Origin of the sequence: Marinobacter algicola DG893 (assembly GCF_000170835.1) — a bacterium.
Taxonomy (GTDB): Bacteria; Pseudomonadota; Gammaproteobacteria; order Pseudomonadales; family Oleiphilaceae; genus Marinobacter; species Marinobacter algicola.
In genome coordinates, this window is sequence record NZ_ABCP01000021.1 from 1 (window position 1) to 25,551 (window position 25,551).

At 58.6% G+C, this 25,551-nt stretch carries 24 protein-coding genes and 1 pseudogene; 17 read left to right on the forward strand and 8 right to left on the reverse strand.

The genetic code is table 11. The annotated features are described in order from the left end of the window. Window positions 1-36 precede the first annotated feature (36 nt). Entirely contained in the window at window positions 37-1,071 is a 1,035-nt protein-coding gene (locus tag MDG893_RS13075; protein ID WP_007154266.1) for a type IV pilus twitching motility protein PilT, read from the reverse strand. Window positions 1,072-1,216: 145 nt separating this feature from the next. On the opposite strand from MDG893_RS13075, the gene MDG893_RS13080 reads away from it, so the two are divergent. From MDG893_RS13080 to MDG893_RS13125, 10 genes and pseudogenes are all read left to right on the forward strand, one after another. After that, entirely contained in the window at window positions 1,217-1,909 is a 693-nt protein-coding gene (locus MDG893_RS13080; RefSeq protein ID WP_007154267.1) for a YggS family pyridoxal phosphate-dependent enzyme, read from the forward strand. 83 nt (window positions 1,910-1,992) lie between these two features. Further along, window positions 1,993-2,826 (forward strand): pyrroline-5-carboxylate reductase, encoded by an 834-nt coding sequence (gene proC / locus MDG893_RS13085; RefSeq protein WP_007154268.1) that lies wholly within the window; start codon window positions 1,993-1,995, stop codon window positions 2,824-2,826. 23 nt (window positions 2,827-2,849) lie between these two features. Continuing rightward, window positions 2,850-3,431 carry a YggT family protein gene (locus MDG893_RS13090; protein ID WP_007154269.1) on the forward strand — a complete coding sequence of 194 codons (582 nt, stop codon included), beginning with the start codon at window positions 2,850-2,852 and terminating at the stop codon, window positions 3,429-3,431. Window positions 3,432-3,674: 243 nt separating this feature from the next. Continuing rightward, window positions 3,675-4,484 (forward strand): annotated as a pseudogene (locus tag MDG893_RS21425) (dynamin family protein); the annotation flags it as partial. Between the two features lie 1,324 nt (window positions 4,485-5,808). Next, a complete protein-coding gene (gene metX / locus MDG893_RS13100) occupies window positions 5,809-6,957 on the forward strand; it encodes a homoserine O-succinyltransferase MetX (RefSeq protein WP_007154271.1) in 1,149 nt (382 codons plus the stop codon). Beyond that, window positions 6,954-7,556 carry a methionine biosynthesis protein MetW gene (gene metW, locus MDG893_RS13105; RefSeq protein WP_007154272.1) on the forward strand — a complete coding sequence of 201 codons (603 nt, stop codon included), beginning with the start codon at window positions 6,954-6,956 and terminating at the stop codon, window positions 7,554-7,556. The genes metX and metW overlap by 4 nt, the downstream gene beginning before the upstream one ends. Beyond that, window positions 7,553-8,011, forward strand: a complete 459-nt coding sequence (locus MDG893_RS13110; RefSeq protein ID WP_007154273.1) for a DUF4426 domain-containing protein — start codon at window positions 7,553-7,555, stop codon at window positions 8,009-8,011. Before metW ends, MDG893_RS13110 begins: the two co-directional genes overlap by 4 nt. Beyond that, window positions 8,011-8,622, forward strand: coding sequence for an RdgB/HAM1 family non-canonical purine NTP pyrophosphatase (gene rdgB, locus MDG893_RS13115; protein WP_007154274.1), 612 nt, complete (start codon window positions 8,011-8,013; stop codon window positions 8,620-8,622). The genes MDG893_RS13110 and rdgB overlap by 1 nt, the downstream gene beginning before the upstream one ends. A 2-nt stretch (window positions 8,623-8,624) precedes the next feature. Next, window positions 8,625-9,779, forward strand: coding sequence for a radical SAM family heme chaperone HemW (hemW, locus tag MDG893_RS13120; RefSeq protein ID WP_050776504.1), 1,155 nt, complete (start codon window positions 8,625-8,627; stop codon window positions 9,777-9,779). Then, entirely contained in the window at window positions 9,779-10,312 is a 534-nt protein-coding gene (locus MDG893_RS13125) for a hypothetical protein (RefSeq protein WP_007154276.1), read from the forward strand. Before hemW ends, MDG893_RS13125 begins: the two co-directional genes overlap by 1 nt. A gap of 37 nt (window positions 10,313-10,349) precedes the next feature. Here the strand turns inward: MDG893_RS13125 and trmB are convergent, their stop codons facing one another. The 3 genes from trmB to MDG893_RS13140 all read right to left on the reverse strand — a co-directional run bounded on the left by trmB (window position 10,350) and on the right by MDG893_RS13140 (window position 12,980). Beyond that, window positions 10,350-11,066: a tRNA (guanosine(46)-N7)-methyltransferase TrmB gene (trmB, locus tag MDG893_RS13130; protein WP_007154277.1), complete on the reverse strand. Its 717-nt coding sequence runs from the start codon at window positions 11,064-11,066 to the stop codon at window positions 10,350-10,352. 76 nt (window positions 11,067-11,142) lie between these two features. Beyond that, the gene (locus MDG893_RS13135) at window positions 11,143-12,666 is read right to left on the reverse strand and encodes a YifB family Mg chelatase-like AAA ATPase (protein ID WP_007154278.1); all 1,524 of its coding nucleotides are present in this window, start codon (window positions 12,664-12,666) and stop codon (window positions 11,143-11,145) included. 59 nt (window positions 12,667-12,725) lie between these two features. After that, a complete protein-coding gene (locus MDG893_RS13140) occupies window positions 12,726-12,980 on the reverse strand; it encodes an accessory factor UbiK family protein (protein WP_007154279.1) in 255 nt (84 codons plus the stop codon). 417 nt (window positions 12,981-13,397) lie between these two features. On the opposite strand from MDG893_RS13140, the gene glnK reads away from it, so the two are divergent. Beyond that, entirely contained in the window at window positions 13,398-13,736 is a 339-nt protein-coding gene (gene glnK / locus MDG893_RS13145) for a P-II family nitrogen regulator (protein WP_004578958.1), read from the forward strand. Between the two features lie 72 nt (window positions 13,737-13,808). Continuing rightward, a complete protein-coding gene (locus MDG893_RS13150; RefSeq protein WP_007154280.1) occupies window positions 13,809-15,089 on the forward strand; it encodes an ammonium transporter in 1,281 nt (426 codons plus the stop codon). A gap of 53 nt (window positions 15,090-15,142) precedes the next feature. Here MDG893_RS13150 and speE read toward each other — a convergent pair whose 3' ends face one another. After that, complete coding sequence (speE, locus tag MDG893_RS13155; protein WP_007154281.1) at window positions 15,143-16,024, reverse strand: polyamine aminopropyltransferase; 882 nt, start codon at window positions 16,022-16,024, stop codon at window positions 15,143-15,145. Window positions 16,025-16,222: 198 nt separating this feature from the next. Here speE and speA point away from each other — a divergent pair, with 198 nt between their 5' ends. Next, window positions 16,223-18,133, forward strand: a complete 1,911-nt coding sequence (gene speA / locus MDG893_RS13160) for a biosynthetic arginine decarboxylase (protein ID WP_007154282.1) — start codon at window positions 16,223-16,225, stop codon at window positions 18,131-18,133. A gap of 6 nt (window positions 18,134-18,139) precedes the next feature. Here speA and MDG893_RS13165 read toward each other — a convergent pair whose 3' ends face one another. After that, complete coding sequence (locus MDG893_RS13165; RefSeq protein WP_040474598.1) at window positions 18,140-19,171, reverse strand: AraC family transcriptional regulator; 1,032 nt, start codon at window positions 19,169-19,171, stop codon at window positions 18,140-18,142. A 233-nt stretch (window positions 19,172-19,404) separates the two neighbouring features. Between MDG893_RS13165 and MDG893_RS13170 the strand changes: the two genes are divergently transcribed. Both MDG893_RS13170 and MDG893_RS13175 read left to right on the forward strand, forming a co-directional pair. Then, window positions 19,405-20,004: a sigma-70 family RNA polymerase sigma factor gene (locus MDG893_RS13170; RefSeq protein WP_007154284.1), complete on the forward strand. Its 600-nt coding sequence runs from the start codon at window positions 19,405-19,407 to the stop codon at window positions 20,002-20,004. Beyond that, complete coding sequence (locus tag MDG893_RS13175) at window positions 20,001-20,645, forward strand: ChrR family anti-sigma-E factor (protein WP_007154285.1); 645 nt, start codon at window positions 20,001-20,003, stop codon at window positions 20,643-20,645. The genes MDG893_RS13170 and MDG893_RS13175 overlap by 4 nt, the downstream gene beginning before the upstream one ends. A 42-nt stretch (window positions 20,646-20,687) precedes the next feature. On the opposite strand, the gene MDG893_RS13180 is transcribed toward MDG893_RS13175, so the two are convergent. After that, window positions 20,688-21,431, reverse strand: a complete 744-nt coding sequence (locus MDG893_RS13180; protein WP_007154286.1) for an SDR family NAD(P)-dependent oxidoreductase — start codon at window positions 21,429-21,431, stop codon at window positions 20,688-20,690. A gap of 350 nt (window positions 21,432-21,781) precedes the next feature. Here MDG893_RS13180 and tcdA point away from each other — a divergent pair, with 350 nt between their 5' ends. Continuing rightward, window positions 21,782-22,609, forward strand: coding sequence for a tRNA cyclic N6-threonylcarbamoyladenosine(37) synthase TcdA (gene tcdA, locus MDG893_RS13185; protein ID WP_007154287.1), 828 nt, complete (start codon window positions 21,782-21,784; stop codon window positions 22,607-22,609). Between the two features lie 29 nt (window positions 22,610-22,638). After that, entirely contained in the window at window positions 22,639-24,510 is a 1,872-nt protein-coding gene (locus MDG893_RS13190; protein WP_007154288.1) for a cation:proton antiporter, read from the forward strand. A 7-nt stretch (window positions 24,511-24,517) separates the two neighbouring features. On the opposite strand, the gene MDG893_RS13195 is transcribed toward MDG893_RS13190, so the two are convergent. Continuing rightward, the gene (locus MDG893_RS13195) at window positions 24,518-25,507 is read right to left on the reverse strand and encodes an NADP-dependent oxidoreductase (RefSeq protein ID WP_007154289.1); all 990 of its coding nucleotides are present in this window, start codon (window positions 25,505-25,507) and stop codon (window positions 24,518-24,520) included. Window positions 25,508-25,551 lie beyond the last annotated feature (44 nt).

Sequence of the window (25,551 nt, forward strand, 5' to 3'; positions counted from 1 at the left end):
ACACCCTCCGAACGTTTGCCGAGCCTTCTACAAAGTTTAGAAATTATCCGGCATTTTTGCCTTCATTCTCGCGGCTTCGCGGGAAATCAGGCCTTTCTTCAAGAGTTTTTCCAGGCACTGGTCCAGGGTTGTCATACCCAGGGAGCCACCGGTCTGGATTGCCGAATACATCTGCGCAATCTTGTCCTCGCGAATCAGGTTACGGATCGCCGAGGTGCCAATCATGATTTCGTGGGCCGCAATCCGGCCACCGCCCATCTTCTTCATCAGGGTCTGGGAGATAACCGCCTGTAACGACTCTGACAACATCGAACGAACCATGGATTTCTCTTCCGCCGGGAACACGTCCACCACACGGTCGATGGTTTTTGCAGCCGAGGTGGTGTGCAGGGTGCCGAACACCAGGTGGCCGGTTTCAGCCGCCGTCAGGGCCAGTCGTATGGTTTCCAGGTCCCGCAGCTCGCCGACCAGGATAATGTCCGGGTCTTCCCGCAGTGCGGAGCGCAGGGCTTCGTTGAAGCCCAGGGTGTCACGGTGCACTTCGCGCTGGTTCAGCAGGCACTTCTTGGATTCGTGCACGAATTCGATGGGGTCCTCGATGGTGAGGATGTGCTCATAACGGCTGTCGTTGATGTAGTCGATCATCGCCGCCAGAGTGGTGGACTTACCGGAGCCCGTTGGGCCAGTCACCAGAACCAGGCCACGTGGCACAGAGGCGATGTCCTTGAACACCTGCCCCATGCCCAGGTCTTCCATCGTCAGCACCTTTGACGGGATGGTACGGAAGACGGCGCCGGCGCCGCGATTCTGGTTGAACGCGTTGACACGGAAACGGGCGACACCAGGCACTTCGAAGGAGAAGTCGGTCTCCAGGAACTCTTCATAGTCCTTGCGCTGCTTGTCGTTCATGATGTCGTAGATCAGCCCATGGACTTCTTTGTGTTCCATCGGCGGAAGGTTGATGCGGCGAACATCGCCATCAACGCGGATCATCGGGGGAAGGCCGGCAGACAGGTGCAAGTCTGATGCGCCCTGTTTGGCCGAAAAGGCAAGCAGTTCAGTAATATCCATAGGGGTCCTCGGAAGGCTTTTTTCTTTTATCCCGGTATGCGCCGGCTCCGGTCATTGGCACTGAACGGCTTCACTTGGCTTTTCAGTAACCTGCGGGTAACGTGTCAGCGTATCAGAGACTGACCGGATTCGGCGGATTCGCACTATGAGCAGCATAGCAGACAACATCGGGAGCGTAACCCGACGCATACAAAAAGCAACATTGAAGGCCGGCCGCAGCGCGGGTTCCGTGTATCTGCTGGCGGTCAGCAAGACGCGGCCGGCCGACGAGCTTCGCACGGCTTACAGCGCCGGCCAACGGGCGTTTGGTGAAAACTACGTTCAGGAAGCTCTGGACAAGATGGAGGAGCTAAAGGAACTGGACGCCATTGAATGGCACTTTATCGGCCCGATCCAGTCCAATAAGACCCGCCAGATCGCCGAGGCGTTCGCCTGGGCACACAGCGTTGACCGGCTCAAGATCGCACAGCGCCTGAACGATCAGCGCCCACCCACTCTCCCGCCGCTGAACATCTGTCTACAGGTGAATATCAACAATGAGGAGAGCAAGTCCGGTTGTGCCCTGGAGGAGCTCATCGACATGGCGGATGCCATCGAAGAGATGCCAAACCTCTCACTCAGGGGACTGATGGCAATTCCGGACCCGGACCAGCCCGAGGCAGAGTTGCGCTCAAGCTTTCGCAAGTTGGCCAATGCGCTTAAACACATGCGCCAGGAGGCTTCTGGCTGTGGCCCGCTGGACACCCTCTCCATGGGCATGTCCGGCGACCTTGAGATGGCCATTGAGGAGGGAGCAACCTGGGTAAGAGTCGGTACCGCCCTGTTCGGGCCTCGGTAACCGGAGGCTGACAGCCTCAGATCCTGTTATCATCAGCGGCATACTGACAATTGACCACTACTGATCCAAACGTGGAGTGAACCTTGAGCACATCACCAACGATTTCGTTTATCGGTGCCGGCAACATGGCCAGCGCCATCATCGGTGGCATGCTGGACAGCGGCTTCAAGGCCGCCAACATCTGGGTCAGCGCCCCTGATGACAACCATCTTCAATCCATCCGCAAGCAATTTGGTGTCAGTGTCACTACCGATAACCGTTACTGCGCCGAGCAGGCGGACATGGTGGTTCTGGCGGTAAAACCACAGGTGATGGCAAGCGTCTGTTCCGATATCGCTCCGGTGGTACAGAATACCCGCCCGCTGATGGTGTCCATCGCCGCCGGGCTGGAAGCCTCCACCCTGGACGAGTGGCTTGGCGGCGGCTTGCCCCTGGTACGCGTGATGCCTAACACGCCGTCGTTGGTCGGCAAAGGGGCTGCGGGCCTCTACGCCAACGATCAGGTCAAGGAAAAACAGAAGGCCATGGTGGAGTCGGTGTTCAACAGCATTGGCTCCGCCCTCTGGGTGGACGACGAATCCCTCCTGCACGCGGTGACTGCGCTTTCTGGCAGTGGTCCGGCCTATTTCTTCCTGATGCTGGAAGCACTGGAAGAGGCGGCCACCGATGCGGGCATTGCCGGTGAAACCGCACGGGCGCTGGCAATCCAGACCATGGCTGGCGCTGCTGAAATGGCAGGACGCAGTGAACACGACCCTGGCCAACTCAAACGCAATGTCATGTCTCCCGGTGGCACCACGGAACAGGCCATCCAGGCCTTTGAAGAAGGCGGCATGAGGGATCTGGTCAAAAAGGCCTACTCTGCCGCTTACAAGCGCTCCGGGGAAATGGCCAAAGAACTTGCCAATAAACAGTAACCGATAACGGGAGACACGGCTTCATGCTGGCTGACATTCTGATCACCATTCTGCTCATTGCCTCGACGTTCTACCTGACGATCGTGCTGCTGCGCTTCCTGCTGCAACTGGCCAGGGCGGACTTCTACAACCCGATCTCGCAATTTGTGGTGAAAGCCACCAATCCGCTGCTGCGCCCGCTTCGCCGCTTTATTCCCGGCTGGGGCGGCATCGACGGCGCAGCTCTGGTGCTGGCGGTCATCATCCAGGCGATCACCTTCTTCCTCATTCTTGTTGCCCTGAACAGCAGCATACCGGCGATCAACCCTCTCACCCTGCTCAGCTGGGCTATCCTTAACGTTCTTGATCTTATCGTTAAGATCTACTTCTGGTCCGTCATTGCCGTCGTGGTCGTCAGCTGGATTGCACCACAAAGCGGCCACCCTGCTATTCAGCTGGTTGCGCAGATTACCGAGCCCGTGATGCGCCCCGTACGCAATGTGATGCCGTCTATGGGCGGACTGGATCTGTCCCCGATTATCGTGTTCCTGATCCTCAATGTGATTTCAGTGGTGATCGACCACATGAAAGTGGCCGCCGGCATGGGATCCATCGTCGGAATGTAGACCACCTCTCAAAAACACATTCCGTTACATATCCCGACAATAAACAACGCTCTCCTGCAGCTGGTTCATCTGCCTGAATCAGCTGCATTTTTTGCTTCACACACGTCGCCCTGCTATACAGACCCGTAATCGCCGCCGCAGATTTGCCGCGCCAATGCGGTAACATTAGCTATATTTTCGGCACAATTTTGCCCAACCCAGATCCAACGCAGTCGCCCGGAAGTCGCGCAGAAGGATGGTCCGATGAACAAGCAAGGAACCCTGTCGCAGCAGGTAGAGGCCTACCACGGCTGGAAAAAAGAACTGATCAGGCAGATCGGTCGCTACCGTCTGTGGCTGCAGGACAACAATCTGTTTTCAGACGATGTCAGCAACCGTATTCGTCATGGCCTTGAACTGCTGATCGAAGACGAACTCACCATTGCCTTCGTGGGTGAGTATTCCCGTGGCAAGACGGAACTGATCAACGCCCTCTTCTTCTCAGAATACGGCCAGCGCATGCTGCCATCCCAGGCGGGCCGCACCACCATGTGCCCGACCGAGCTGTTCTTCGATCGCACATCAAACAGCAACTACCTTCTGCTGCTCCCGATCGAAACCAGGACCGGCGAGCTTTCCCTGCAGCAACTGCGCAAACAGCCCGAGCGCTGGGTCAAACACGATCTGGATGAGCGTGACCCGGAAATCATGCGGGAAGTATTGGCGGAAGTGGCTCGCGTAAAAAGCGTCACTCCGCAGGAAGCCCGCAAGCTGGGTTTCGACGAGGACATGCTGGAGCATGACCGCAACAAGCCGGGCAATGTCGTGGTGCCAGCCTGGCGCAACGCCCAGATCAGCATCCGCCACCCGCTGTTTGAACGCGGCCTGCGCATACTGGACACCCCGGGCCTCAACGCTCTCGGCTCGGAGCCGGAACTGACCATCAGCATGTTGCCCCGCGCCCACGCCATCATCTTCCTGTTGAGTGCCGATACCGGCGTCACCGCCAGTGACATGACAATCTGGAAGGATCACATTGATACCGAGCACGCCGACCACCGCGCCGGGCGATTCGCTGTGCTCAACAAGATTGACGTGCTCTGGGACGATCTCCAGGGCGAGAAGCACACCCAGGAAGCCATTGACCGGGTGCGTGGCTACACCGCCGACCATCTTGGCATGCGCCAGAACGACGTGATTCCACTGTCCGCCAAGCAAGGCCTGCTGGCCCGGGTCAAGGGCAACGAAGAACTGCTTGAACGTTCAAACCTCGCTCAACTGGAACAGTTGATCATCCAACGCATCCTGATGCACAAGGAACAGCTGATCACACAGAGCCTGATCAACGACCTGCTGGGCATGCTGCAGAACAGCCAGGCTGCCATGCAAAACCGACTGGACGCGCTGGAAGAAGAGCTGCAAGCCTGTTCCGGCGTGACCATGGACAAGGATGCACTGCGGCGCCTGGCGGACCGCGCCCAGCGGGACTACGACTTCTACTACAAGAAGCTGATCACGCTCCGGTCCAGCCGCCGGCTGATGGACTCCCAGGGCGAGATGCTCAAGGGACTGGTCAGCGAGGACCGCTTTGAATCCCATGCCGAGCAAATACGCCAGAAGATGTCGAAGAGCTGGACTACAGCCGGCATGAACCACAGCATGGATCATTTCTTCGAACTGCTGGAAAACGACCTGACCAACCTTCTCAGCGAAGGGCGGCTGGCCGAAAAAATGGTGGGCGCCATCTACCGCCGCTACAACGAAGACACCCGGGCCCGTCACCTGGAGCCGATTCCATTGCGGGCAGGTCGTCACGTTATTGCCATCCGCGAACTGCGCAAGAAGGCAAAACGCTTCCGCATCAGCCCCAAAAATCTGTTGACGGAGCAGTCGCTGCTGGTCAGGCGTTTCTTCAACGTCATGGTGGGCGAAGCCCGGACACTGCATCTGCGCGTGCGGGCCGATGTCGAGCGCTGGCCGTCGGAAGCACTGTTGCCAATCATGCAATACTCGATGGAACAGAAGCAGTTGCTGGAGCACCAGATCCGGCGCCTACGGGACATGGTCCGCAGCGACCGCGACAGCCGGGCCGAACGCGAACGACTGCAGAACACCATCAGCGATCTGACGCGCCAGCTTGAACTGGCTGACGCCATGCAGCGGCAAATCCGTAAACCGGCACCCACCCTGATCCAGCAAAAGGTGGTCAACATTTCCGGCGCGGTCTGACCAGCGCCGGAAATGGCGGTTGCAGCCATGCAGGCCGGCCTTTAAACTGCTTGGCTGGCAATCGCCTGGCCATATCAGATAGGCCTGCACTCACACGCAGGTTTCCGCCCGGCCATTGCCTGAAACGTCTTCCAGATAATACGGACTGAATCAGGAACCTGTCGCGCCAATGCCCGATCCCTTGCCAACGGATTCTGTCGGGATAGTCACCCCACAGACACTGCACTTCGATACACCGATCACGCTCGCCTGCAGTCAGACGCTGGAGAGTTACGACCTGGTGATTGAGACTTACGGCAAGCTGAATGCGGATGCCACCAACGCGGTATTGATCTGTCACGCCCTCAGCGGCCACCACCATGCCGCCGGCTATCACAGCAAGGAAGATCGTAAACCGGGCTGGTGGGACAGCTGCATTGGGCCCGGCAAGCCCATCGATACCAACCGGTTTTTTGTCGTCAGCCTGAACAATCTGGGCGGCTGCCATGGCAGCACCGGGCCCGGCAGCATCAACCCGAAGACCGGCCAACCCTACGGTCCCGATTTCCCGGTAATTACGGTACGCGACTGGGTCCACAGTCAGGCGTTGCTGGCCGACCGGCTCGGCATCGAATGTTGGGCCGCTGTGGTGGGAGGCTCACTCGGTGGAATGCAGGCGCTGCAATGGAGCCTCGACTACCCGGACCGTTTGCGGCACGCCGTAACCATTGCCTCCACCCCACGCCTGAGTGCCCAGAACATTGCCTTCAATGAGGTGGCGCGGCAGGCGATTACGTCTGACCGTGAGTTCCATGACGGCCGCTACTATGAGCACGACACGTTGCCGCGCCGGGGCCTGATGCTGGCACGCATGGTGGGCCATATTACCTATCTGTCCGACGCCTCCATGGGCGAGAAATTCGGCCGCGAACTGCGTGACCAGGCCTACAAGTTCGGCTACGACGCAGAGTTTCAGGTGGAGAGCTACCTGCGCTATCAGGGTGAACGCTTCTCGGAGTCATTCGACGCCAATACCTACCTGCTGATGACCAAGGCCCTGGATTACTTTGACCCGGCCTACGAGCACGACAATGATCTGGCAAAAGCCCTGCTCCGTGCGCGCTGCGAATTCCTTGTTGTGTCGTTCAGCACCGACTGGCGATTTACCCCCGCTCGGTCCGAGGAATTGGTGAATGCCATGATCGCGGCCCGCCGCAAAGTCAGCTATGCCGAGATCGACGCGCCCTGGGGGCACGACGCCTTCCTGATTCCAACACCACGCTACACCGCCATCTTCCATTCCTACATGGACCGGGTCGCACGGGAGGTAGGCGCATGAGAGCGGACCTGAAAATCATCGAACAATGGATCAGCGCTGGCAGCCATGTACTGGATCTGGGCTGCGGCGACGGCACCCTGCTGGACTATCTGCAGCGGGAAAAACAGGCCACGGGCTTTGGCCTGGAGATCAATCCGGACCATATCACCACCTGCATGGGTCGCGGGGTGTCCGTCATAGAGCAGAACCTGGACACCCAGGGCCTGGGAAACTTCGAAGATCACTCCTTCGATACCGTGCTGATGACGCAGGCCCTGCAGGCGGTTCGGCGCCCGGATATGGTCCTCGACGAGATGCTTCGGGTGGGCCGCGAGGGCATCGTCACCTTCCCCAATTTCGCTTACTGGCGATTGCGCTGGTATCTGATGCGTCGGGGTCGTATGCCTGAATCGGAAACGCTACCGTATAAATGGTACAACACCCCCAACATCCACCTGTGCACCTTCAATGATTTTGAAGCCCTCTGCTACCGCAAGGACTTCCGGATACTGAACCGCACGGTGGTGGATGGTGAGCACCAGGATCGTTGGCTCAGCCGTCTTTGGCCTAATATGTTGGGGCAGATCGCCATTTACCGGATAACCCGGGAGGAATCATGACCACACATCGTCACAATCACTGGCAGGCGTTGTTGTCACTCGCGTGCCTGGTCCTGCTGTTCACCAGCCAGAGCCAGGCTGATTCGAAGGATTTTGGTGAATTCGAGGTACACTGGAGCGTTTTCCCAAGCACCTTCCTGGCCCCTGACATTGCCCGCGAGAACAACCTCAATCGCAGCCGCGGCATCGGTATCGTCAACATATCCATCATGAGGGAAACCGAAGATGGCGGCCTGGAGCCGGTATCAGGCCAGGTGGAAGGCAAGGTCATGAACGATATCCAGCAGGCCCGGTTCCTGGCGTTTCGGCGCATCCAGGAAGGCAACGCGGTCTATTTCATTGCCGAATACCAGTACAGCAACGCCGAGTTGATGACCTTCCAGATCACCACCCGTCCCGCGGGTGCCAGACAGGATCTGCCCATCCGTTTCACCCACACACTGTTTAACGACTAATGACTCACGCCACCGACAGATTGGTTATCGCCAGCAACAACCAGGGCAAGATCGCCGAGCTTGCAGACTTGCTCGCGCCCCTCGGGCTGACCCCTGTAGCACAGGGTGAATTAGGCGTTGGCGAGGCGGAGGAGCCAGCGGTCACCTTCGTGGAGAACGCCATCCTCAAGGCGCGCCATGCCGCGCGCATAACCGGATTGCCGTCCCTTGCAGATGACTCCGGCCTGGCGGTTGATGCCCTTGGCGGGGCACCCGGCGTCCGTTCGGCCCGTTACGCCGGCGACACGGCCAGCGACGCAGACAACGTCCAGGCACTGCTCGACGCGCTGAAAGACGTTCCCCAGGCCCGGCGCACGGCCCAGTTCCACTGCGTACTGGTCTACCTGCGCCATGCAGATGACCCCACGCCCGTGATCTGTCATGGCCGCTGGCCAGGAAGCATCCTTTCAGAGCCCCGGGGTGAGGGTGGTTTCGGGTACGATCCGGTGTTCCTGGTACCGGAAACCGGCACCAGCGCCGCCGAACTGCCCCGCGCTGAAAAAGGCCGCATCAGCCACCGTGGGCGGGCACTGGCGCTGCTTCTGGACCAGCTGAGGGAATCGCCGGGGTGACCATGCTTCCGCCGGACGACACAGCGGTGAGCGCCCTGCCCCCGCTAAGCCTGTATGTTCACGTACCCTGGTGCGTGAAGAAATGCCCTTACTGCGACTTCAATTCCCACGCACTGACCGGCGACATTCCCGAGAACGGCTATCTTGATGCCATTATGGAGGACCTTTCCGGCGACCTCGCGTTCATCCAGGGGCGCCCCATCCAAACCGTCTTCATCGGCGGCGGCACACCTTCGTTAATGTCGCCAGACTTCTACAACACACTGTTCGACCGGTTGCGCACTCACCTGTCGTTCACTGACGACGCCGAGATCACGCTGGAGGCCAACCCGGGCACCGTGGAACAGGCCCGCTTTAACGGCTTCCGTGGCGCCGGTATAAACCGGCTTTCACTGGGCATCCAGAGTTTCAACCCGCTGCGATTGAAAGCACTGGGACGCATCCACGATGACAAGTCGGCCCACCGGGCCATCGAGGCTGCCCGCAATGCCGGCTTTGACAACTTCAATCTGGACCTGATGCATGGCTTGCCGGACCAGACACCGGCAGACGCCCTGGATGACCTGCAGGCGGCCATGTCGTGGCAGCCCCCGCACTTGTCCTGGTACCAGCTGACCCTGGAGCCCAACACTGAGTTTTACAGCCGGCCACCCCAACTGCCCGACGACGACCACCTCTGGGAGATCTATAGCCAGGGTGCCGACTACCTGCATCAGCAGGGGTTTACGGACTACGAAGTATCAGCCTGGAGCCGGCCCGGAATGGCGTCCCGCCACAACCTGAATTACTGGATGTTTGGAGATTACCTGGCGCTCGGCGCTGGTGCCCACGGCAAGATCACCTTCCGCAACGGCGACATCCGGCGTTTCTGGAAAACCCGGCAACCCGATGCCTATATGAACCGCATCGGCAGCCGCACCGCCGGCAGCCAAATGGTCGAGCTGGAAGAACGGCCACTGGAGTTTCTGATGAACGCCTTGAGGCTAACGTCCGGTGTGCCGGAAAACCTGTTCACAGAGCGTACAGGTTTACCGTTGAGCAGAGTTGCGGTAAAACTTGAGGAATTGAGAAAGGAAAACATGCTGGAACCGGGACGGATACAGACCACGGAACTCGGACAGCGTTACCTGAACAGTCTGCTGGAGCGCTTCCTCTGATGTCACTGCCGCGCCTTATGACCCTTTTGCCCAAACGACTCAACCTCAGCCTGGTCTCCACGGCCGCCCTGTTGTTGATTCTGGTTGTGGTCAACCAGCCCTTGCAGACTGGCTCGGCTCCCCAGGGCATCGTCAGCCTGCAGATGGCCGCCACGGCGGACCAGTCCATGGCCATACTGCGCAGCTGGCGACAGGAAGGCATGCTATGGGCGCAGATATCCCTGTGGCTGGACTTTCTGTTTGTACCAGCTTACCTGGCTACGCTGATTTTTCTGACCAATCACCTGATGCGAGACCGACCGGGCGTCCGGGAACGTAATGTGGCACGCTGGGTGAAGGCTCTGTTTGTGACCGCGGGAGCCGGCGACATTACGGAAAACATCCTGTTGCTCAATAACATGGACCCACCCACGGATATGGTCAGCCTGTCCGCCACACTCTGTGCACTGGTGAAATTCACCGGCCTGATGCTGGGCTGCGCCGGGTTGGTGATCATTCGAGCCGCCCGACGCCATCCGCTGGCTCACGAATAGCGCCTCGTGTCAGCGAAGCCAACAGCCTATCAAAGACTTAGTTGGTACGGTAAAACACCAGATCCCAGACGCCATGTCCCAACGTCTCGCCTCGTTTTTCAAACTTGGTGATCGGGCGGTCCTCCGGACGCGGTGAATATTCGCCGATGTCCTGTGAATTCGCAAAGCCCTCGGACTCTCCCATGATCTCCATCATGTGTTCCGCGTAGTTTTCCCAGTCGGTCGCCAGGTGCAGGATTCCACCCACGCGAAGTTTATGGCGTAGACGCTGGACGAATTCGTGCTGGATCAACCGGCGTTTGTGGTGACGCTTCTTGTGCCATGGGTCCGGGAAAAACACCATCACCCGGTCCAGCGCCGCGTCGGGCAGGCATCGATCAATCACGTCGTTGGCGTCGATGGCGTAGACACGAACATTTTCCAACCCCCGGTCTTCAATCTCCTTCAACAGCGCACCTACCCCGGGCAGGTGTACTTCCACACCGATGAAGTCCTGCTCCGGTGCCGCTTCCGCCATATCCGCCAGGGACTTGCCCATACCAAACCCGATCTCCAGGTTAAGCATGTTGTCCCGCCCAAAGATCTGGCGTGGGTCAATCATGCCCTGTTCGCGGGTCAAGCCGTATTTGGGCCAACTGCGGTCGTAGGCTTTTTTCTGGCCTTCGGTCATCCGCCCCTGGCGTAGCACGAAACTGCGTACGCCACGACGGGTCGTCACGGGTGAATCGCCGGAAACATCGTTGTGATCGGTCATCTGACGTCCTCAACCGCCCTGTGCGGTTTTCCTTCAATGGGTTATGAACACAGTTTACCAGAGGCCACCCGGCGGACTATACCGAAACCTGTGCATTCCGCGTCTGCTGCCGGTCCAGTTTGCGATAACCCAGTGCCTCGACCAGATGGCCATTGCCAATGTGGTCATAGCCGTCCAGATCCGCCAGGGTCCGTGCTACCCGCAGGATACGATGCAATGCTCTGGCAGAGAGCCCCAGCCGCTCCATGGCGGCAGACAACATGGCCTCGCCTGCCGCATCCACGCGGCAGTGTGCCTGGAGCTCACGGCCACTCAAGGCGGCGTTCCCGAACCCTCGCTGAATCTGCCGCTCACGGGCCCGATACACCCGGTCCCGCACAACCGCACTGGATTCACCCCCGCCGTCACGCTTCATTAGCACCTCCCCGTTCTGTACCGGCACTTCCACATGCAAGTCGAACCGGTCCAGCAACGGCCCCGATATTTTCGCCCGATAACGGAGCACCTGCGGAGGTGTGCACTGGCACTCAATCGTTGGATGCCCCAGATAACCACACGGGCAAGGATTCATGGCCGCTACAACCTGGAAGCAGGCTGGAAAGGTCACCTGCCTTGCCGCACGGCTGATGGCAATCTCGCCGGACTCCATGGGTTCCCGCAGCACTTCCAGCACCCGGCGCTCGAACTCAGGCAATTCGTCGAGAAACAACACACCGCGGTGCGCCAGGGAGATTTCTCCGGGGCGTGGACTGCTACCGCCTCCCACCATGGCTACCGACGAGGCGGTATGATGGGGTGCGCGGTACGGCGGCTGGCACCACTCTCCATCACGCACAGGAAGACCGGCCACGGAGTGAATACTCGCTACCTCGAGCGCGAATTCGGTGGTCAACGGTGGCAAGATGCCCGGCAGACGGCTGGCGAGCATGCTCTTGCCGGTGCCCGGTGGACCAAACATCAACAGGTTGTGCCCGCCGGCGGCGGCAATTTCCAACGCCCGCCGCGGCACGCTCTGGCCATGCACATCCGCAAGGTCAGGACCAGCGTTCACTCCCGTTTCCGGCACCGCTGGCGGTACCGGGGAAATCCGCGCGCGCTCACACAGGTGTTCACAGACCGTCAGTAAATGGCCGGCTGGCAATACGTCATCCTGGCTGGCCAGCGCAGCTTCGGCAGCATTGGCCTGGGGGATCAGCAACCGACGCCCCTCTTTGCGGGCTGCCAATATCGCCGGGAGAACACCTTTCAACGGTCTCAGCGCACCATCCAGAGAAAGCTCTCCCACACACTCATACTGTGCGAGGCTTTCCGCTGGGATTTGTCCGGAAGCGGCAAGAATGCCCAAGGCAATGGGGAGGTCAAAGCGGCCGCCTTCCTTGGGTAGGTCCGCAGGAGCCAGATTGATGGTGATTCGGCGGGCGGGAAACTCAAAGCCGGCGTTCATCAAGGCGCTGCGAACACGCTCCCGGCTTTCACGAACCCCCGTTTCGGGGAGCCCGACAATGGACAGCGCCGGCAAGCCGCCTGACAGATGGACTTCAACGGTAACGGAGGGTGCAGAAACGCCAATACTGGCGCGGGTATGAACAACGGCAAACATGACAACCTTCCATGGTTATAGGTGATAGCGGCGAGGCTACCTGACAGGCGTCCTGCCTGTCAGTTATTCGGAAACTGCTTTTCCAGATCGGCCACGCGCTTTTCCAGCGCCTCGACCTTTTCCCGGGTTTTCATCAGCACGGCTTGCTGGGCATCGAACTCTTCACGGGTAACCAGCTCAAGGCGCGACATAACCGTCATCACCGTGGCACGAGCCTGGGCCTCAAAGTCCTCTCGGGCAGCACGGGCCATATCGGGAACGAACTGGCCGAACTGTCCCTGAAGCTGGGAAAAGAAATCCTGTGGACCTTTCACGAATCACCTCTCAAAATCACCGGTCAAATTAGCCGCGCTGGACTATAACTCGTCTTCGGCGGGCTTTTCGTCGCGCCTGAACGACGGTTCGGAGTGTAACACTAATGCCTCCCCTGCCATACTGTGGCCGTCGACAGTATAATGTGGCTCAGGCAGCCCTGATGCTTGCACCGAGTTCGTGCATCATTATGGTTCGCCCAAGACAGACAAGCCCCGAAATGGTGCGCCCTGACGATCCATTCTGGATCATCAGACATCCAAATGTCTGATAGTTATACTATTTTTTGCGTTGGCACACCCGATGCTAAAAGCCTTGTACGCAATCCGCACAATTGGTGTGCGAGGTGGCAGCATCCCGACCTCAACAACGGGCCGAAGAGTTCCAGATGTTGAGACGTCTTTACCAAGGAGAAAGCAATGAAACTTGTGACAGCGATCATCAAGCCTTTCAAGTTGGATGATGTCCGTGAGGCACTATCCGAGATTGGCGTACAAGGCGTAACGGTCACTGAAGTCAAAGGCTTCGGTCGCCAGAAGGGTCATACCGAACTCTATCGTGGCGCAGAATACGTGGTGGACTTCCTGCCCAAGGTCAAGGTTGAAGTTGCGATCGGCGACAACCTGCTGGACCAGGTCATCGAATCCATCACCAAGGCAGCCAACACCGGAAAGATCGGTGACGGCAAAATTTTCGTGACCGAACTGGAACAGGCGATCCGAATCCGAACCGGGGAAACCGGCGAAGAAGCGGTCTGATCACAGACTGATCAACCAGACAGCCAACGCAAAAAATTTATAACTTGAAAAGCCTCGTGCGGAGGGCTTCACATGGAAAGCAATCTTAATCATATTTTTGAACTCCAGTATGCACTGGATACCTTCTACTTCCTTATTTGCGGTGCCTTGGTCATGTGGATGGCCGCAGGCTTCTCAATGCTCGAAGCCGGGCTGGTGCGCGCCAAAAACACCACTGAGATCCTGACCAAGAACGTTTCCCTGTTTGCCATTGCGTGCACGATGTACCTCATCTGCGGCTATGACATCATGTACGGAGGGGGCCTCTTCCTCAGCGGCGTTACCACGGTCGCTCAAATGGACGACGCTGCAATTGCCGGAGTCCTTGCGGCTTCCAACGAAGCCGGTTTTGGTGAGATGGGCGAATACGCCGGGGCATCTGACTTCTTCTTCCAGGTGGTATTCGTTGCAACCGCCATGTCCATCGTCTCAGGTGCTGTGGCCGAGCGTATGAAGCTCTGGGCCTTCCTGGCATTTGCCGTGGTTATGTGTGGCTTCATCTATCCGATGCAGGGTTCCTGGACCTGGAATGGCGACGCTGTCTTCGGCATGTTCGAACTGAACTACAGTGACTATGCTGGCTCCGGCATCGTGCACATGGCTGGCGCGGCGGCAGCCTTGGCTGGCGTGCTACTGCTGGGCCCACGCAAAGGTAAGTACGGCGCAGAAGGTCAGATCAAGGCATTCCCAGGCGCGAACCTGCCTTTGGCTACCCTCGGAACCTTCATCCTGTGGATGGGCTGGTTCGGCTTCAACGGCGGCTCTACCCTTAAGTTGGGCGGCATCGGTGTTGCCAACGAAGTAGCCAACGTGTTCCTGAACACCAACGCGGCCGCTGCCGGCGGCCTGATCGGCGCTCTGATCGTAGCCCGCATCATGTTCGGCAAAGCCGACCTGACCATGGCTCTGAACGGTGCCCTGGCTGGCCTGGTTGCTATCACCGCCGAACCGGCCGATCCTTCGCCCCTGCTGGCAACCATCATCGGCGCCATCGGCGGCATCATCGTGGTGTTCTCAATCGTGACGCTCGACAAGATGCGCATTGATGATCCGGTCGGTGCCATCTCCGTACACGGTGTGGTTGGTATCTGGGGCATCTTCGCGGTACTGCTGTCCGACGCGGACGCGACCTTCATGGGTCAGTTGGTCGGCATGCTGACCATTTTCGTCTGGGTCTTCGTGACCAGCCTGATTGTCTGGGGCGCCCTCAAGGCGATCATGGGTATTCGGGTGACCGAGGAGGAAGAGTACGAAGGTGTGGATCTGTCCGAGTGTGGTATGGAAGCCTATCCGGAGTTTGTCAGCAGCAAGTAATATTGGCTGACACTGGATCGAAAGAGGGGCGCCTGCGGGCGCCCCTCTTTCTTTTAACGCTCGCTCGACATCACCTCATCTTCCAATGCATCCACCATGAACTGCGGCATGGCCAATGCCCCACGGTGAATATCCGCGTTGTAATAGCGGGTCACGAACGGCCGCTGATCGGCGTCCTCCTCACGGAAGTACACCACCGGTTTTTCCTTACCCGCCATGGTGCAGCTCCACCAGCCAGTGGGGTACACCGGTTGCGGGAACGGCAGAGTGCGGACGTGGTCGAAGCCTGCCTTTTTCATGTCGTCGTGAATGGTTTTGATGATGGTGTTGGTGTGCAACAGGGGCGATTCGCTTTGCTGGACAATAACGCCTCCGTCGCGCAGAGCGATCATGCAGTCGCGATAGAAGTCCAGGGCGAACAGGCCTTCGGCGGGGCCGACCGGGTCGGTGCTGTCGATGATGATGACATCGAGGCTTCCGGGCACCGCATCACGTATCCACTGGATGCCATCGCCGAAGAAAAAGTTCGCGCGGGGATCGGCGTTGGATTCGCAGAGTTCGGGAAAATACTGTTCCGACAGACGGGTCACGCGTTCGTCGATTTCTACCTGCCAGGCCTCTTCCACACCGGGGTGTTTGAGGACTTCTTTCAGGGTTCCACAATCACCACCGCCAACGATAACCACTTTCTTCGGGTCTTTATGGGTGAACAGGGCCGGATGAGTCATCATCTCGTGATAGAGGAAGTTGTCTCTGGTGGTCAGCATCACACAGCCATCGAGCACCATCAGGTTGCCGAAGGTTTCGGTTTCCCATATTTCCAGTTTCTGGAACTCGGTTTGTTCTTCGTGCAGTTTTTTCTTCACCTGCAGGGAAAAGGCGGTTCCCTGGTCCTGGAATACTTCGGTAAACCAGCCATCGTTCAGTGCAGTCATGTCGTGTCTCCGGGTGTGCGCGTCGAGCCTGTTCGTATTGACGGTATTGTAGGTGCGTAACCACCACACCTAAAGGACTATCATTACTTCCGGGCCTTGTTTTTCGGGTGTTGTTCTTTTAGCGAGGCGGCGGAATCCATACAATGAGCGCCATAGGCTGGCCCGTTGCCGGCTAAGGACTCAGCACAGGAAAGCCCCATGAGTGAACCAACCCTCAGCGCCGCCCACAAGGTGTACAACATCGCCCACTGGAGCGATGGCTATATCGATGTGAATGCCCGTGGCGAGGTACTGATAAGACCCGACCGGGGACACAGCGGCGAGGACATAAACCTGCCCGACCTTACCCGCTCCCTGGTCAGTGAGGGGGTTCAGCTTCCGGTGTTAATCCGCTTTACCGATATCCTCCATGATCGGGTCAACAAGCTGTGTGGCGCGTTCAACAAGGTCGCTCGTGAACACGGCTACCAGGGAGGCTACACCGCCGTCTACCCGATCAAGGTCAACCAGCAGCGCCGGGTGGTTGAGGAACTGCTCTGCGCCGAACCGGCCGCCAGCGACAACCAGATTGGCCTCGAAGCCGGCAGCAAACCGGAGCTAATGGCGGTTCTGGCACTGTCGCGCCAGCAGGAGTCGGTGATTGTCTGCAATGGTTACAAGGACCGCGAATATATCCGGCTGGCCCTGATCGGGCAGAAGCTGGGGCACCGGGTATTCATTGTGGTGGAAAAACAATCAGAGCTGCCGCTCATTCTCGAAGAGGCTCGCCGCCTTGGAGTGACACCCTTGATTGGCGTGCGCGCCCGGCTGGCGACCATCGGCAAGGGCAACTGGCAGAACACCGGAGGTGAAAAGTCGAAATTCGGCCTGTCCGCCAGCCAGGTACTGGATGTGGTCGAGACCCTGCACCGTGCCGGGGCCCTGGAATCCCTTCAGTTGCTGCATTTTCACCTGGGATCGCAGATTGCCAATATCCGTGACATCCAGACCGGGCTGCGCGAGTGCGCCCGTTTCTACAGTGAATTGCGCCACATGGGTGCACCCGTAGGCACGGTCGATATTGGCGGTGGGCTCGGCGTGGACTACGAGGGCACCCGCTCACGCAGCAGTTGTTCGATGAACTACAGCGTGCACGAATACGCGTACAACGTGATTCATATCCTGCAATCGGAGTGCGATCGGGCGGGCATTCCCCACCCCAACCTGATCAGCGAATCCGGCCGTGCGCTGACGGCTCATCACTCGGTGCTTGTGACCAATGTGATTGACCGGGAGGTGCCCGACAAGCGCCCACCCGAGCAACCGGTCAGTGATGCGCCGGCACCGCTGCAGGATCTGTGGCGCGACCTGGAAAGCCTGCGGGATAAGGCGTCGCGCCGTTCCCTGGCTGAGATCTACCACGACGTGCTCCACGCCATGGCGGATGTCCACACCCAATTCGCGCACGGCCTTTTGTCACTGGCGGACCGCGCCCGGGCGGAAACGCTCTACACCACCTGCTGTCGGGCGCTGAGAAAACAGCTGAACTCCGCGAATCGCGCGCACCGGGAGATCATTGACGAGCTCAATGAAAAACTGGCGGAGAAGCTCTTCGTGAACTTTTCGCTGTTCCAGTCGCTGCCAGACGTGTGGGGTATTGATCAGATTTTCCCGATCATGCCGGTGAATGGACTGAATCGTCCCCTTACCCGTCGTGCGGTCATCCAGGATATTACCTGTGACTCCGATGGGCGAATTGATCGATACGTGGACGGCCAGGGTATCGAAACCACCTTCCCACTGCCTGAAGAAGCCCCGGAAGAACCCATGCTGATGGGCTTTTTCATGACCGGTGCCTATCAGGAAATCCTCGGTGATATGCACAACCTGTTCGGCGACACCCATTCGGTGGATGTGCGACGCAATCCCGGCGGTGGTCATACCGTGAGTGAGCCAATCCATGGCGACACCGTGGCCAAGGTACTGCAGTATGTGAACTTTGAACCCACTGCCCTGCTCCGCGCCTATCAGCGGAAATTTGCTGCCAGCGAACTGCCGGACGACGTACAGAACAATCTGCTGAAAGAACTGGAAAACGGCCTTGGCGGCTATACCTATCTGGAAGAATAACCCCGATCAGGCCTTGCTTGCGCGCCAGGCTGATGGCGACAACCCCTCCCACTTGCGGAAGGCCCGGCCAAAATTGGACGGGTCGCTATACCCCAGGCGATAGGCAATGTCATCGATCCCGAGGTCGGTGCGCCGAAGCAGCTCCAGGGAACGTCGGTGGCGGATGTCATCAAGGATACCCTGAAACTTCAGGCCTTCGGCGCTGAGCTGACGGCGCAGCGTCCTGGGTGACACACCCAGTTGCGCCGCCACGGAATCAATACCCGGTAGCCGGCCATCCCGTACCGATTCCAGCAACCGCCCCACACGCTCGGGAATCGATGTGGTCGCTTCCAGCGATCGCATTTCCTCCTGGCATTGCGCTTCTGCTACCCGACGCGCTACAGGATTGGACAGGGAAATTGGCAGTTCCAGAAATTCCTTGCGAAAACGGAGCTGATTGGCGCCGGCGTCGAATCGGATACGGTTACCGAACAGCGACTCATAGGCTGGGGCATATTCCGGTGGCGGATAATTCAGTCGACAACTTCCACCCTCAAGCAGGCGGCGCCCGAACAAGAGCAGGTTCACATCCATCAACGAGGCCAGCACCACTTCTGCATTGAACCGATGCAGGTCATCCAGAGCGTGCATGATATCGAGTTGCAGCACAGCGTCGCTGCCCTCGGTGAAGAAGCTCAGATTCATATACACGAACCGGATACGGAAATACTTGATCAGCACCGCAAGCGCCTGGCCAATGTTGTCACAGCTGATGGCGGCCTGTGACAGCGAACCGTGGGTAGTGAACTTCAGGCGCTTGCCATACTCCAGCCCCAGGGCCGGATCGCGACTCAGCGCCAATGCCGAGCGACAAAGACTACTGAACTGTGCCACGGTGATGAAGTTGTCCGGGTGCCCCAACATGGCCGGGCGGATATCAGCCGAGCGCAGCAGTTCGGGACGCGCAGCACCCTTTTCTTCCGCCAACTGACAAAGGATATCGGCGTAGTGAGCGCGAATAACAGGCAGATTGCCAGTCTTTCCGGGAGCATTCATGTTGTTCAAGCGTTCCTGAATAAATACCTGCAAAAGAGTAGCCGTGATGGTAGCGGTCGGCAATCTCCCTGCCGACGACACCCGGCGGCGGCGAAGCCAGAATGAAAATCGCAGGTGAACGCAGATCCAGCTGTCCAGCCCCCCCGTATATAAGATGACTGACAAACCCGGGGCGAGTGCATAGAATGATGAACACAACAATGCCAAATCATGCGACTGTCAAGGAGCGTCCGGTGTCCACACTGGATCAGAAACCAGCACGGGCTGAGGGCCGCAAGGACCCTTGGAGCCAGCTACTGGAGAAAGTGGGAAAGAATCAGGACCGGCAGGCCTATCATGCTCTGTTCGAGCACTTTGGTCCCCAGATCAAGTACTACGCAATGGCCAACGGCATGGCGAGTCACGCTGAAGAGCTGGTGCAAGAAGTCTTTGTGTCAATTTGGCGCCGCTCATGTCTCTACGACTGGCGAAAAGCAGCCGCGTCGACCTGGATCTTCACCATCGCTCGTAATCAACGCATTGACATGCTGCGCAAGATGAAGCGCACAAGTGCGGAGATGCCCGTTGAAACGGAAGATCTGTGGCAGATTCCCGGCGACAACGAAGACGAACCGGTCACGTCGCTGCACCGCCTGATGTCAGAACGTCGCGTGCGTGAGTCCCTTAGTCACCTTCCGGAAGAACAGATTACGGTAATCGCCAAAGTCTACATGGAAAGCAAGTCACACCAGATGGTGGCGGACGAACTCAACATTCCGCTAGGCACGGTAAAAAGTCGGGTACGCCTGGCACTGAATAAATTGAAAGTGATTTTGCAGGACCAGAACGTATGACACGGCACCATCCAGACACGCTTACCCTGATGGAATTCAGCGCGGGCAACCTCAGTGAGCCCCACGCGCTGTGCATTCGTCTCCATCTGGACCAGTGCCCCCATTGTCGCAGCCGCGTGGATACGCTCGACAGCCTTGGTGCCGTAATGATGGAAAGTCAGCCCCAAGTTGGCGTTTCATCGGACATGTTTGACGCTATCCTGTCACGCATAGACAGCGAGCCTGACATGACGGAGACCTACATCAGCACACAAGCCAAGCGCATGAGCCCACTTCAAAAGTTGTTGGGCGACGATCTCAACGCACTGCCCTGGAAACGTCAGCTCGGCGATGTCAGTGTGCTGGACATCAGCGAACGGTTTCCCGGCCAGAACGAGCAGGTGGTCCTCCAGAAGCTGGCAGCCGGCGGGAAGGCCCCCGCGCATACCCACAGAGGGAGCGAAACCACAATTGTTCTCCAGGGTGCGTTCTCGGACCAGAAGGGTGTGTTCAACCAGTGGGACTTCGTGGTGCTCAATCAGGAGGACGAGCACAAACCGGTGGCCGTTGGCTGCGAAGACTGCATCACCCTATCCGTGCTCAGCGCGCCGGTTAAATTGACCGGTACGTTCACTCGCTTATTAAACCCCTTTATACGCTGAGGCGGGGCCCCGCCTCAGTCACTCCCGTAACACCAACCCTGCTTACCATGGAATGACGGAACCATCCCAACTCAGGAAGGCTCCGTTGTCATCTTCAGTCAGATTCCCTGCAACACGAAGGATATTGTCCGCTGTCTGCTTTGGCTGATGGACCCTCAGTTGTGCCAGTGACCGGGTGAATGGCTCACTCAGGGGTGAGATTGTCGTTCCCGGGTGTACCGCGACGCAGGCCAGAGGATGATATTTCCGCGGTAACTCAATAGCCAGGTTGCGCACCAGCATATTCAACGCCGCCTTGGAACTTCGATAGGCGTACCAGCCTCCGAATCCATTGTCAGAAATCGAACCCACTTTGGCAGATATGGCCAGGACGCGTTTGAATCGCCGATGGCGCAGCCAGGGCGAAATTGCCCGCATCAGCATCGCAAAGCCCGTGGCATTCACGGCAAAGGCGTGGGCAAAGGCTCGTGCATCCAGATCTTCCAGTCGCTTTTCCGGGCTCATGTCCGGACCATGGAGAATCCCCGCAGCGTATATCACCGTGTCGATCCCGGTCTCTGCCGGCACCGCAACCGAAAGCCGCTCGGCCAGAGTCTCCGCATCGTCTGATCTGGACGCGTCCCAGGGAATCAGTTGGACCCGATCCCCTATTCCAGCGCCGACATCGACTGCCGATGGGTTACGGCACAATCCCACGATCGACAACTCGGCATCCTGCTCCAGCAGCCTCTCGGCAAGGGCGTGTCCAATAGCGCCCGAGATGCCAGCGATCAACACCCACTTCATACACTTCCTCCGTGTCTCACTGTCGTCCAAAAATATTTCGCTTGTCCTACAAGTACGAGCGCTTTCGTCAGCGGACCGACCTACCGAAGACTTGGCCGAAAATGACCGGCCTTTGTCAGCTTGTGACCTTCCGGACGACACGTTGATAAACGATACTGATTACGTTGATTAGTGTCTCTGAACTAGTCCGGCCCATCCCCCGTCGGGTTGGGCACTTGCTTACAGGCCACGCTCTTGCGTGGCCTTTTTTATGCCTGCTCATCTCAATCCGTGGATACGATATCCGGTTACTGATTAGAGACAGCCAGCCGGGCTGGGTTACAATCGTGACTTTTCTCCGGAGATGCAGCATGACGGGCGACGATTTTCATTTCCGCTTCGGTGGTATCGAACGACTCTATGGCCGCCGGGCCCTGGAGCACTTCCGTCACGCTCATATTGCCATCGTCGGACTCGGTGGCGTGGGGTCCTGGGCGGCAGAAGCCCTTGCCCGCTCCGGAATCGGCACCTTGACGCTGATCGATATGGACGATATCTGCGTGTCCAACACCAATCGCCAGCTCCACGCGCTTACCGGGCAGTACGGGCGCACCAAGACGGACGCCATGGCAGACCGTCTGCGGTCGATCAACCCGGAGGGTGACATTCGGGTTCATTTCGGATTCCTGAACACGAAAAACGTCGATGAACTGATTACCCCGGAGATGTCAGGGGTGGTCGATGCCATCGACAGTGTCAAAGCCAAGGCCGGGCTGATCGCACACTGCCAGCGGCGCAAGATTCCGTTGGTGTGTGCCGGCGGCGCTGGCGGTCAGATGGACCCTACCCAGATCCGCGTCAGTGACCTGAGCAAAACCACACAGGATCCGTTGTTGGCCAAGGTTCGTAATACACTCCGTCGGGAGTACGGTTTCTCACGCAACCCCAAACGGCGTTTCGGAATTGAAGCCGTGTACTCCCTGGAACAGCTCACGTATCCTGCAGGGGACGGAGAGGTTTGCCTGCAGAAGCCTGCCACCGAGGGCCCGGTCCGTTTGGATTGCGCCTCCGGGTTTGGCGCTGCCAGCCCCGTCACAGCCAGTTTTGGCTTCTTTGCGGCGGCGCGGTTGCTGGCTCGCCTGTCGCGCAAGGCCAATTCAGATAAGACAGCAGACTTCCCTGCGGGACTACAGAATTAAACCCATACTTCAACGGAACTGACCCCTTTATGACTGTCAGCACTGTCTTTCTCCTTGCCTGTATCGGTGTGCTCTCGCTGTTTTGCCAATGGCTTGCCTGGCGGGTTCGCATGCCTGCCATCCTGTTCCTGCTGGCCGGAGGCATTGCCGCAGGGCCGCTGCTAGGATTTCTGGACCCCGAAATCGTGTTTGGAGACCTGCTGTTCCCGGTCATCTCCCTGGCCGTTGCCATCATCCTGTTTGAAGGCAGCCTGACCCTCCGCTACGACGAAATCCGCGGCCATGGCAAGATGGTCCGCAACCTGATTCCCGTCGGCTCCATTGTCACCTGTATCATCGGCACTCTCGCCGCCCGCTGGATTCTTGAAGTGTCATGGGAGGTGGCGCTCCTGTTTGGCGCCATTTCCATCGTCACCGGCCCTACCGTCATCGCCCCTCTGCTCCGATCCGTGAGACCGGATGCAAAACTGGCCAACATTCTGCGCTGGGAGGGCATCATCATCGACCCAGTGGGCGCCCTGCTGGCGGTGCTGGTATTCGAGGGCATTGTGTCCTGGGGCCAGGGCAACGTGTTCAGTCATTCGCTGTATATTTTTGGCAAGACCCTGGCGGTGGGCTTCCTGATTGGCGCTGTCGCAGGCTGGCTGAACGGTATTGCGCTGCGCAAGCACCTGCTGCCGCAATACCTTCACAACGCCGGCACCCTGACGTTCATGCTCGGGGTCTATGCCCTGTCGAATGAGATGGCCCACGAGTCCGGCCTGCTGACGGTCACCGTGATGGGCATCTGGATGGCCAATATGAAGCAGGTCCCCATCGACAGCATCCTGGAATTCAAGGAATCCCTGAGCGTGCTGCTGATCTCCGCTCTCTTCATCATCCTGGCGGCACGGGTGGAGTTCGAAGCCATCGCTCAACTGGGCTGGGGGCTGGTGGCCGTATTGGCGCTGCTGATGCTGGTCGCACGCCCGGCAAGCATCTTCCTGTCGGCCATTGGCACCAGTCTCAACTGGCGCGACAAGCTGTTCCTGAGCTGGATCGCTCCCCGTGGCATTGTGGCCGCTGCCGTATCCGCCCTGTTTGCGTTTCAATTGCAGAAACTGGGCTACGAAAGCGCCGGGGCGCTGGTGCCACTCATATTCATGCTGATCATCGCCACGGTCACCCTGCAGAGCCTTACCGCAAGGCCACTGGCGAGGCTGCTGAAGGTCGCCGAGCCGGCGGAATACGGCTTCCTGATTCTCGGTGCCAACCCGGTGGCCCGAAAAATCGGCGTGGCGCTGAAGAAGCTTGAGGTCCCCGTTACCCTGGCGGATACCAACTGGGAGAACGTCAAACAGGCGCGCATGGAAAACCTGCAGGTGTATTTCGGCAACCCGGTGTCAGAGCATGCGTCGACTCACCTGGATCTCACTGGCATTGGTAATTTACTGGTTATTTCCCCCTACAAGCACATGAATTCCCTGGCGACCTACCACTTCCTGGACTGGTTCGGAAAAGACTCTGTGCTGACCTTGGCCGAAGGTGATCAGGACCAGAAAGCCCGACACCAGACCGCCGAGAAAATACAGCTTACGAGAGGGCTCTTTGGCGGCGTGAGCTATGCCAAGCTCGCCAGTCTGGCCAGCCAGAACTATTCGGTGAAAACCACTCAGCTCAGCGACGAATTTACGTTCGAGGATTTCCTGGAGAAATACGATCGTCAGGCGATGGTGCTGTTTGTGCTGAACAGCCGTGACCACATCACGCCGGTCAAGAGCATGGCGGCCATCAAGCCCGAGAAAGACTGGACATTGGTAAGCCTGGTGCCACCCCAGGCGAGGAAGGAACGCAAGGAGCGGGATACCGGGGAGTCACCGGAACAGCCATCAGAACAGTCACCGGAACCCGCTCCAACCTGAGAGCCCGTCAGCGGGCCCCGCAGTCCAGAACCAGTTTACCCCGAACGTGCCCACCCTCCAGCAAGCGGTGGGCATCGGCGACCTGATCCAGCGGGAAGGCCTTGTCGATATGAACACGCACGTCACCGTCTTCAATCAGTTCGGCGATCTCATCAAGATGAAACACATCGGGGCGGACGGTCATGCCATGGGCTCTCAGCCCAAGGGACTCCGCCGCGGTTATGATGTCATCCGCCGTCACGGTGGGAATTGTGACCAGTACACCGTGCTCGCTCAGAGTGTGCAGAGAACGCTTGCCTGCTTCGCCGCCGACCAGATCCAACACCACGTCCAGACCATAGCACTCGTCTACAACGTCAGTGGTGTGGTAATCGATCACCTCATGGACCCCGAAGGCCGCCAGGAAATCGCGATTACTGGCTGAAGCGGTGGCGATTACATGGGCACCCCGTTCGAGTGCAAACTGCACGGCAAAATGCCCGACCCCGCCAGCACCTGCGTGAATCAGCACTTTCTGGCCAGCCTCGAGTTCTGCCACTTCGAACAGTGCCTGCCAGGCCGTCAGCGCGGCCAGCGGCAAAGCGCCGGCAGTCATCAGGTCCAGTTCCTCCGGCACAATGGCCAACTCGTCGGCGCGAGCCACGGCGTATTGGGCATAACCTCCTCCGCCAGCCGGAAAGCCCACCATGCCCATCACCCGATCGCCTGTCGCCAACGTCGTCACGTCAGCACCCACCGCAATCACTTCGCCGGAAACATCGTAGCCGGGTGTCCACGGCAGGTGGTCTTCAATCTGCCGGGCAGCAAATCCGAGGCCTTTCCGCGTCTTCCAGTCGATGGGGTTCAACCCCGCGCCCGCCACCTTAAGCAACACGTCCTCGGCGCCCGGTTCGGGAATGATGGAGCTTTCGATCCGCAGTACATCAGTATCGCCGAAGTGGTCATAGACCACGTGACGCATGGCATTACCAGAGTTCGGATCAACGGTGTTTTCCATGGGGCTCTCCAGACAACTTCAGGGACAGGACAGGGGCATCTGTT

What these genes read in the sequence shown, in the direction of transcription:
- MDG893_RS13165 (WP_040474598.1), bottom strand. Translation starts at nt 19,171, where the DNA reads ATGAATGCTCCCGGAAAGACTGGCAATCTGCCTGTTATTCGCGCTCAC.
- speE (WP_007154281.1), bottom strand. Translation starts at nt 16,024, where the DNA reads ATGACTGCACTGAACGATGGCTGGTTTACCGAAGTATTCCAGGACCAG.
- tcdA (WP_007154287.1), top strand. Translation starts at nt 21,782, where the DNA reads ATGACGGGCGACGATTTTCATTTCCGCTTCGGTGGTATCGAACGACTC.
- glnK (WP_004578958.1), top strand. Translation starts at nt 13,398, where the DNA reads ATGAAACTTGTGACAGCGATCATCAAGCCTTTCAAGTTGGATGATGTC.
- MDG893_RS13190 (WP_007154288.1), top strand. Translation starts at nt 22,639, where the DNA reads ATGACTGTCAGCACTGTCTTTCTCCTTGCCTGTATCGGTGTGCTCTCG.
- metW (WP_007154272.1), top strand. Translation starts at nt 6,954, where the DNA reads ATGAGAGCGGACCTGAAAATCATCGAACAATGGATCAGCGCTGGCAGC.
- MDG893_RS13075 (WP_007154266.1), bottom strand. Translation starts at nt 1,071, where the DNA reads ATGGATATTACTGAACTGCTTGCCTTTTCGGCCAAACAGGGCGCATCA.
- MDG893_RS13090 (WP_007154269.1), top strand. Translation starts at nt 2,850, where the DNA reads ATGCTGGCTGACATTCTGATCACCATTCTGCTCATTGCCTCGACGTTC.
- hemW (WP_050776504.1), top strand. Translation starts at nt 8,625, where the DNA reads ATGCTTCCGCCGGACGACACAGCGGTGAGCGCCCTGCCCCCGCTAAGC.
- MDG893_RS13110 (WP_007154273.1), top strand. Translation starts at nt 7,553, where the DNA reads ATGACCACACATCGTCACAATCACTGGCAGGCGTTGTTGTCACTCGCG.
- trmB (WP_007154277.1), bottom strand. Translation starts at nt 11,066, where the DNA reads ATGACCGATCACAACGATGTTTCCGGCGATTCACCCGTGACGACCCGT.
- metX (WP_007154271.1), top strand. Translation starts at nt 5,809, where the DNA reads ATGCCCGATCCCTTGCCAACGGATTCTGTCGGGATAGTCACCCCACAG.
- MDG893_RS13135 (WP_007154278.1), bottom strand. Translation starts at nt 12,666, where the DNA reads ATGTTTGCCGTTGTTCATACCCGCGCCAGTATTGGCGTTTCTGCACCC.
- MDG893_RS13195 (WP_007154289.1), bottom strand. Translation starts at nt 25,507, where the DNA reads ATGGAAAACACCGTTGATCCGAACTCTGGTAATGCCATGCGTCACGTG.
- MDG893_RS13150 (WP_007154280.1), top strand. Translation starts at nt 13,809, where the DNA reads ATGGAAAGCAATCTTAATCATATTTTTGAACTCCAGTATGCACTGGAT.
- MDG893_RS13125 (WP_007154276.1), top strand. Translation starts at nt 9,779, where the DNA reads ATGTCACTGCCGCGCCTTATGACCCTTTTGCCCAAACGACTCAACCTC.
- rdgB (WP_007154274.1), top strand. Translation starts at nt 8,011, where the DNA reads ATGACTCACGCCACCGACAGATTGGTTATCGCCAGCAACAACCAGGGC.
- speA (WP_007154282.1), top strand. Translation starts at nt 16,223, where the DNA reads ATGAGTGAACCAACCCTCAGCGCCGCCCACAAGGTGTACAACATCGCC.
- MDG893_RS13180 (WP_007154286.1), bottom strand. Translation starts at nt 21,431, where the DNA reads ATGAAGTGGGTGTTGATCGCTGGCATCTCGGGCGCTATTGGACACGCC.
- MDG893_RS13080 (WP_007154267.1), top strand. Translation starts at nt 1,217, where the DNA reads ATGAGCAGCATAGCAGACAACATCGGGAGCGTAACCCGACGCATACAA.
- MDG893_RS13175 (WP_007154285.1), top strand. Translation starts at nt 20,001, where the DNA reads ATGACACGGCACCATCCAGACACGCTTACCCTGATGGAATTCAGCGCG.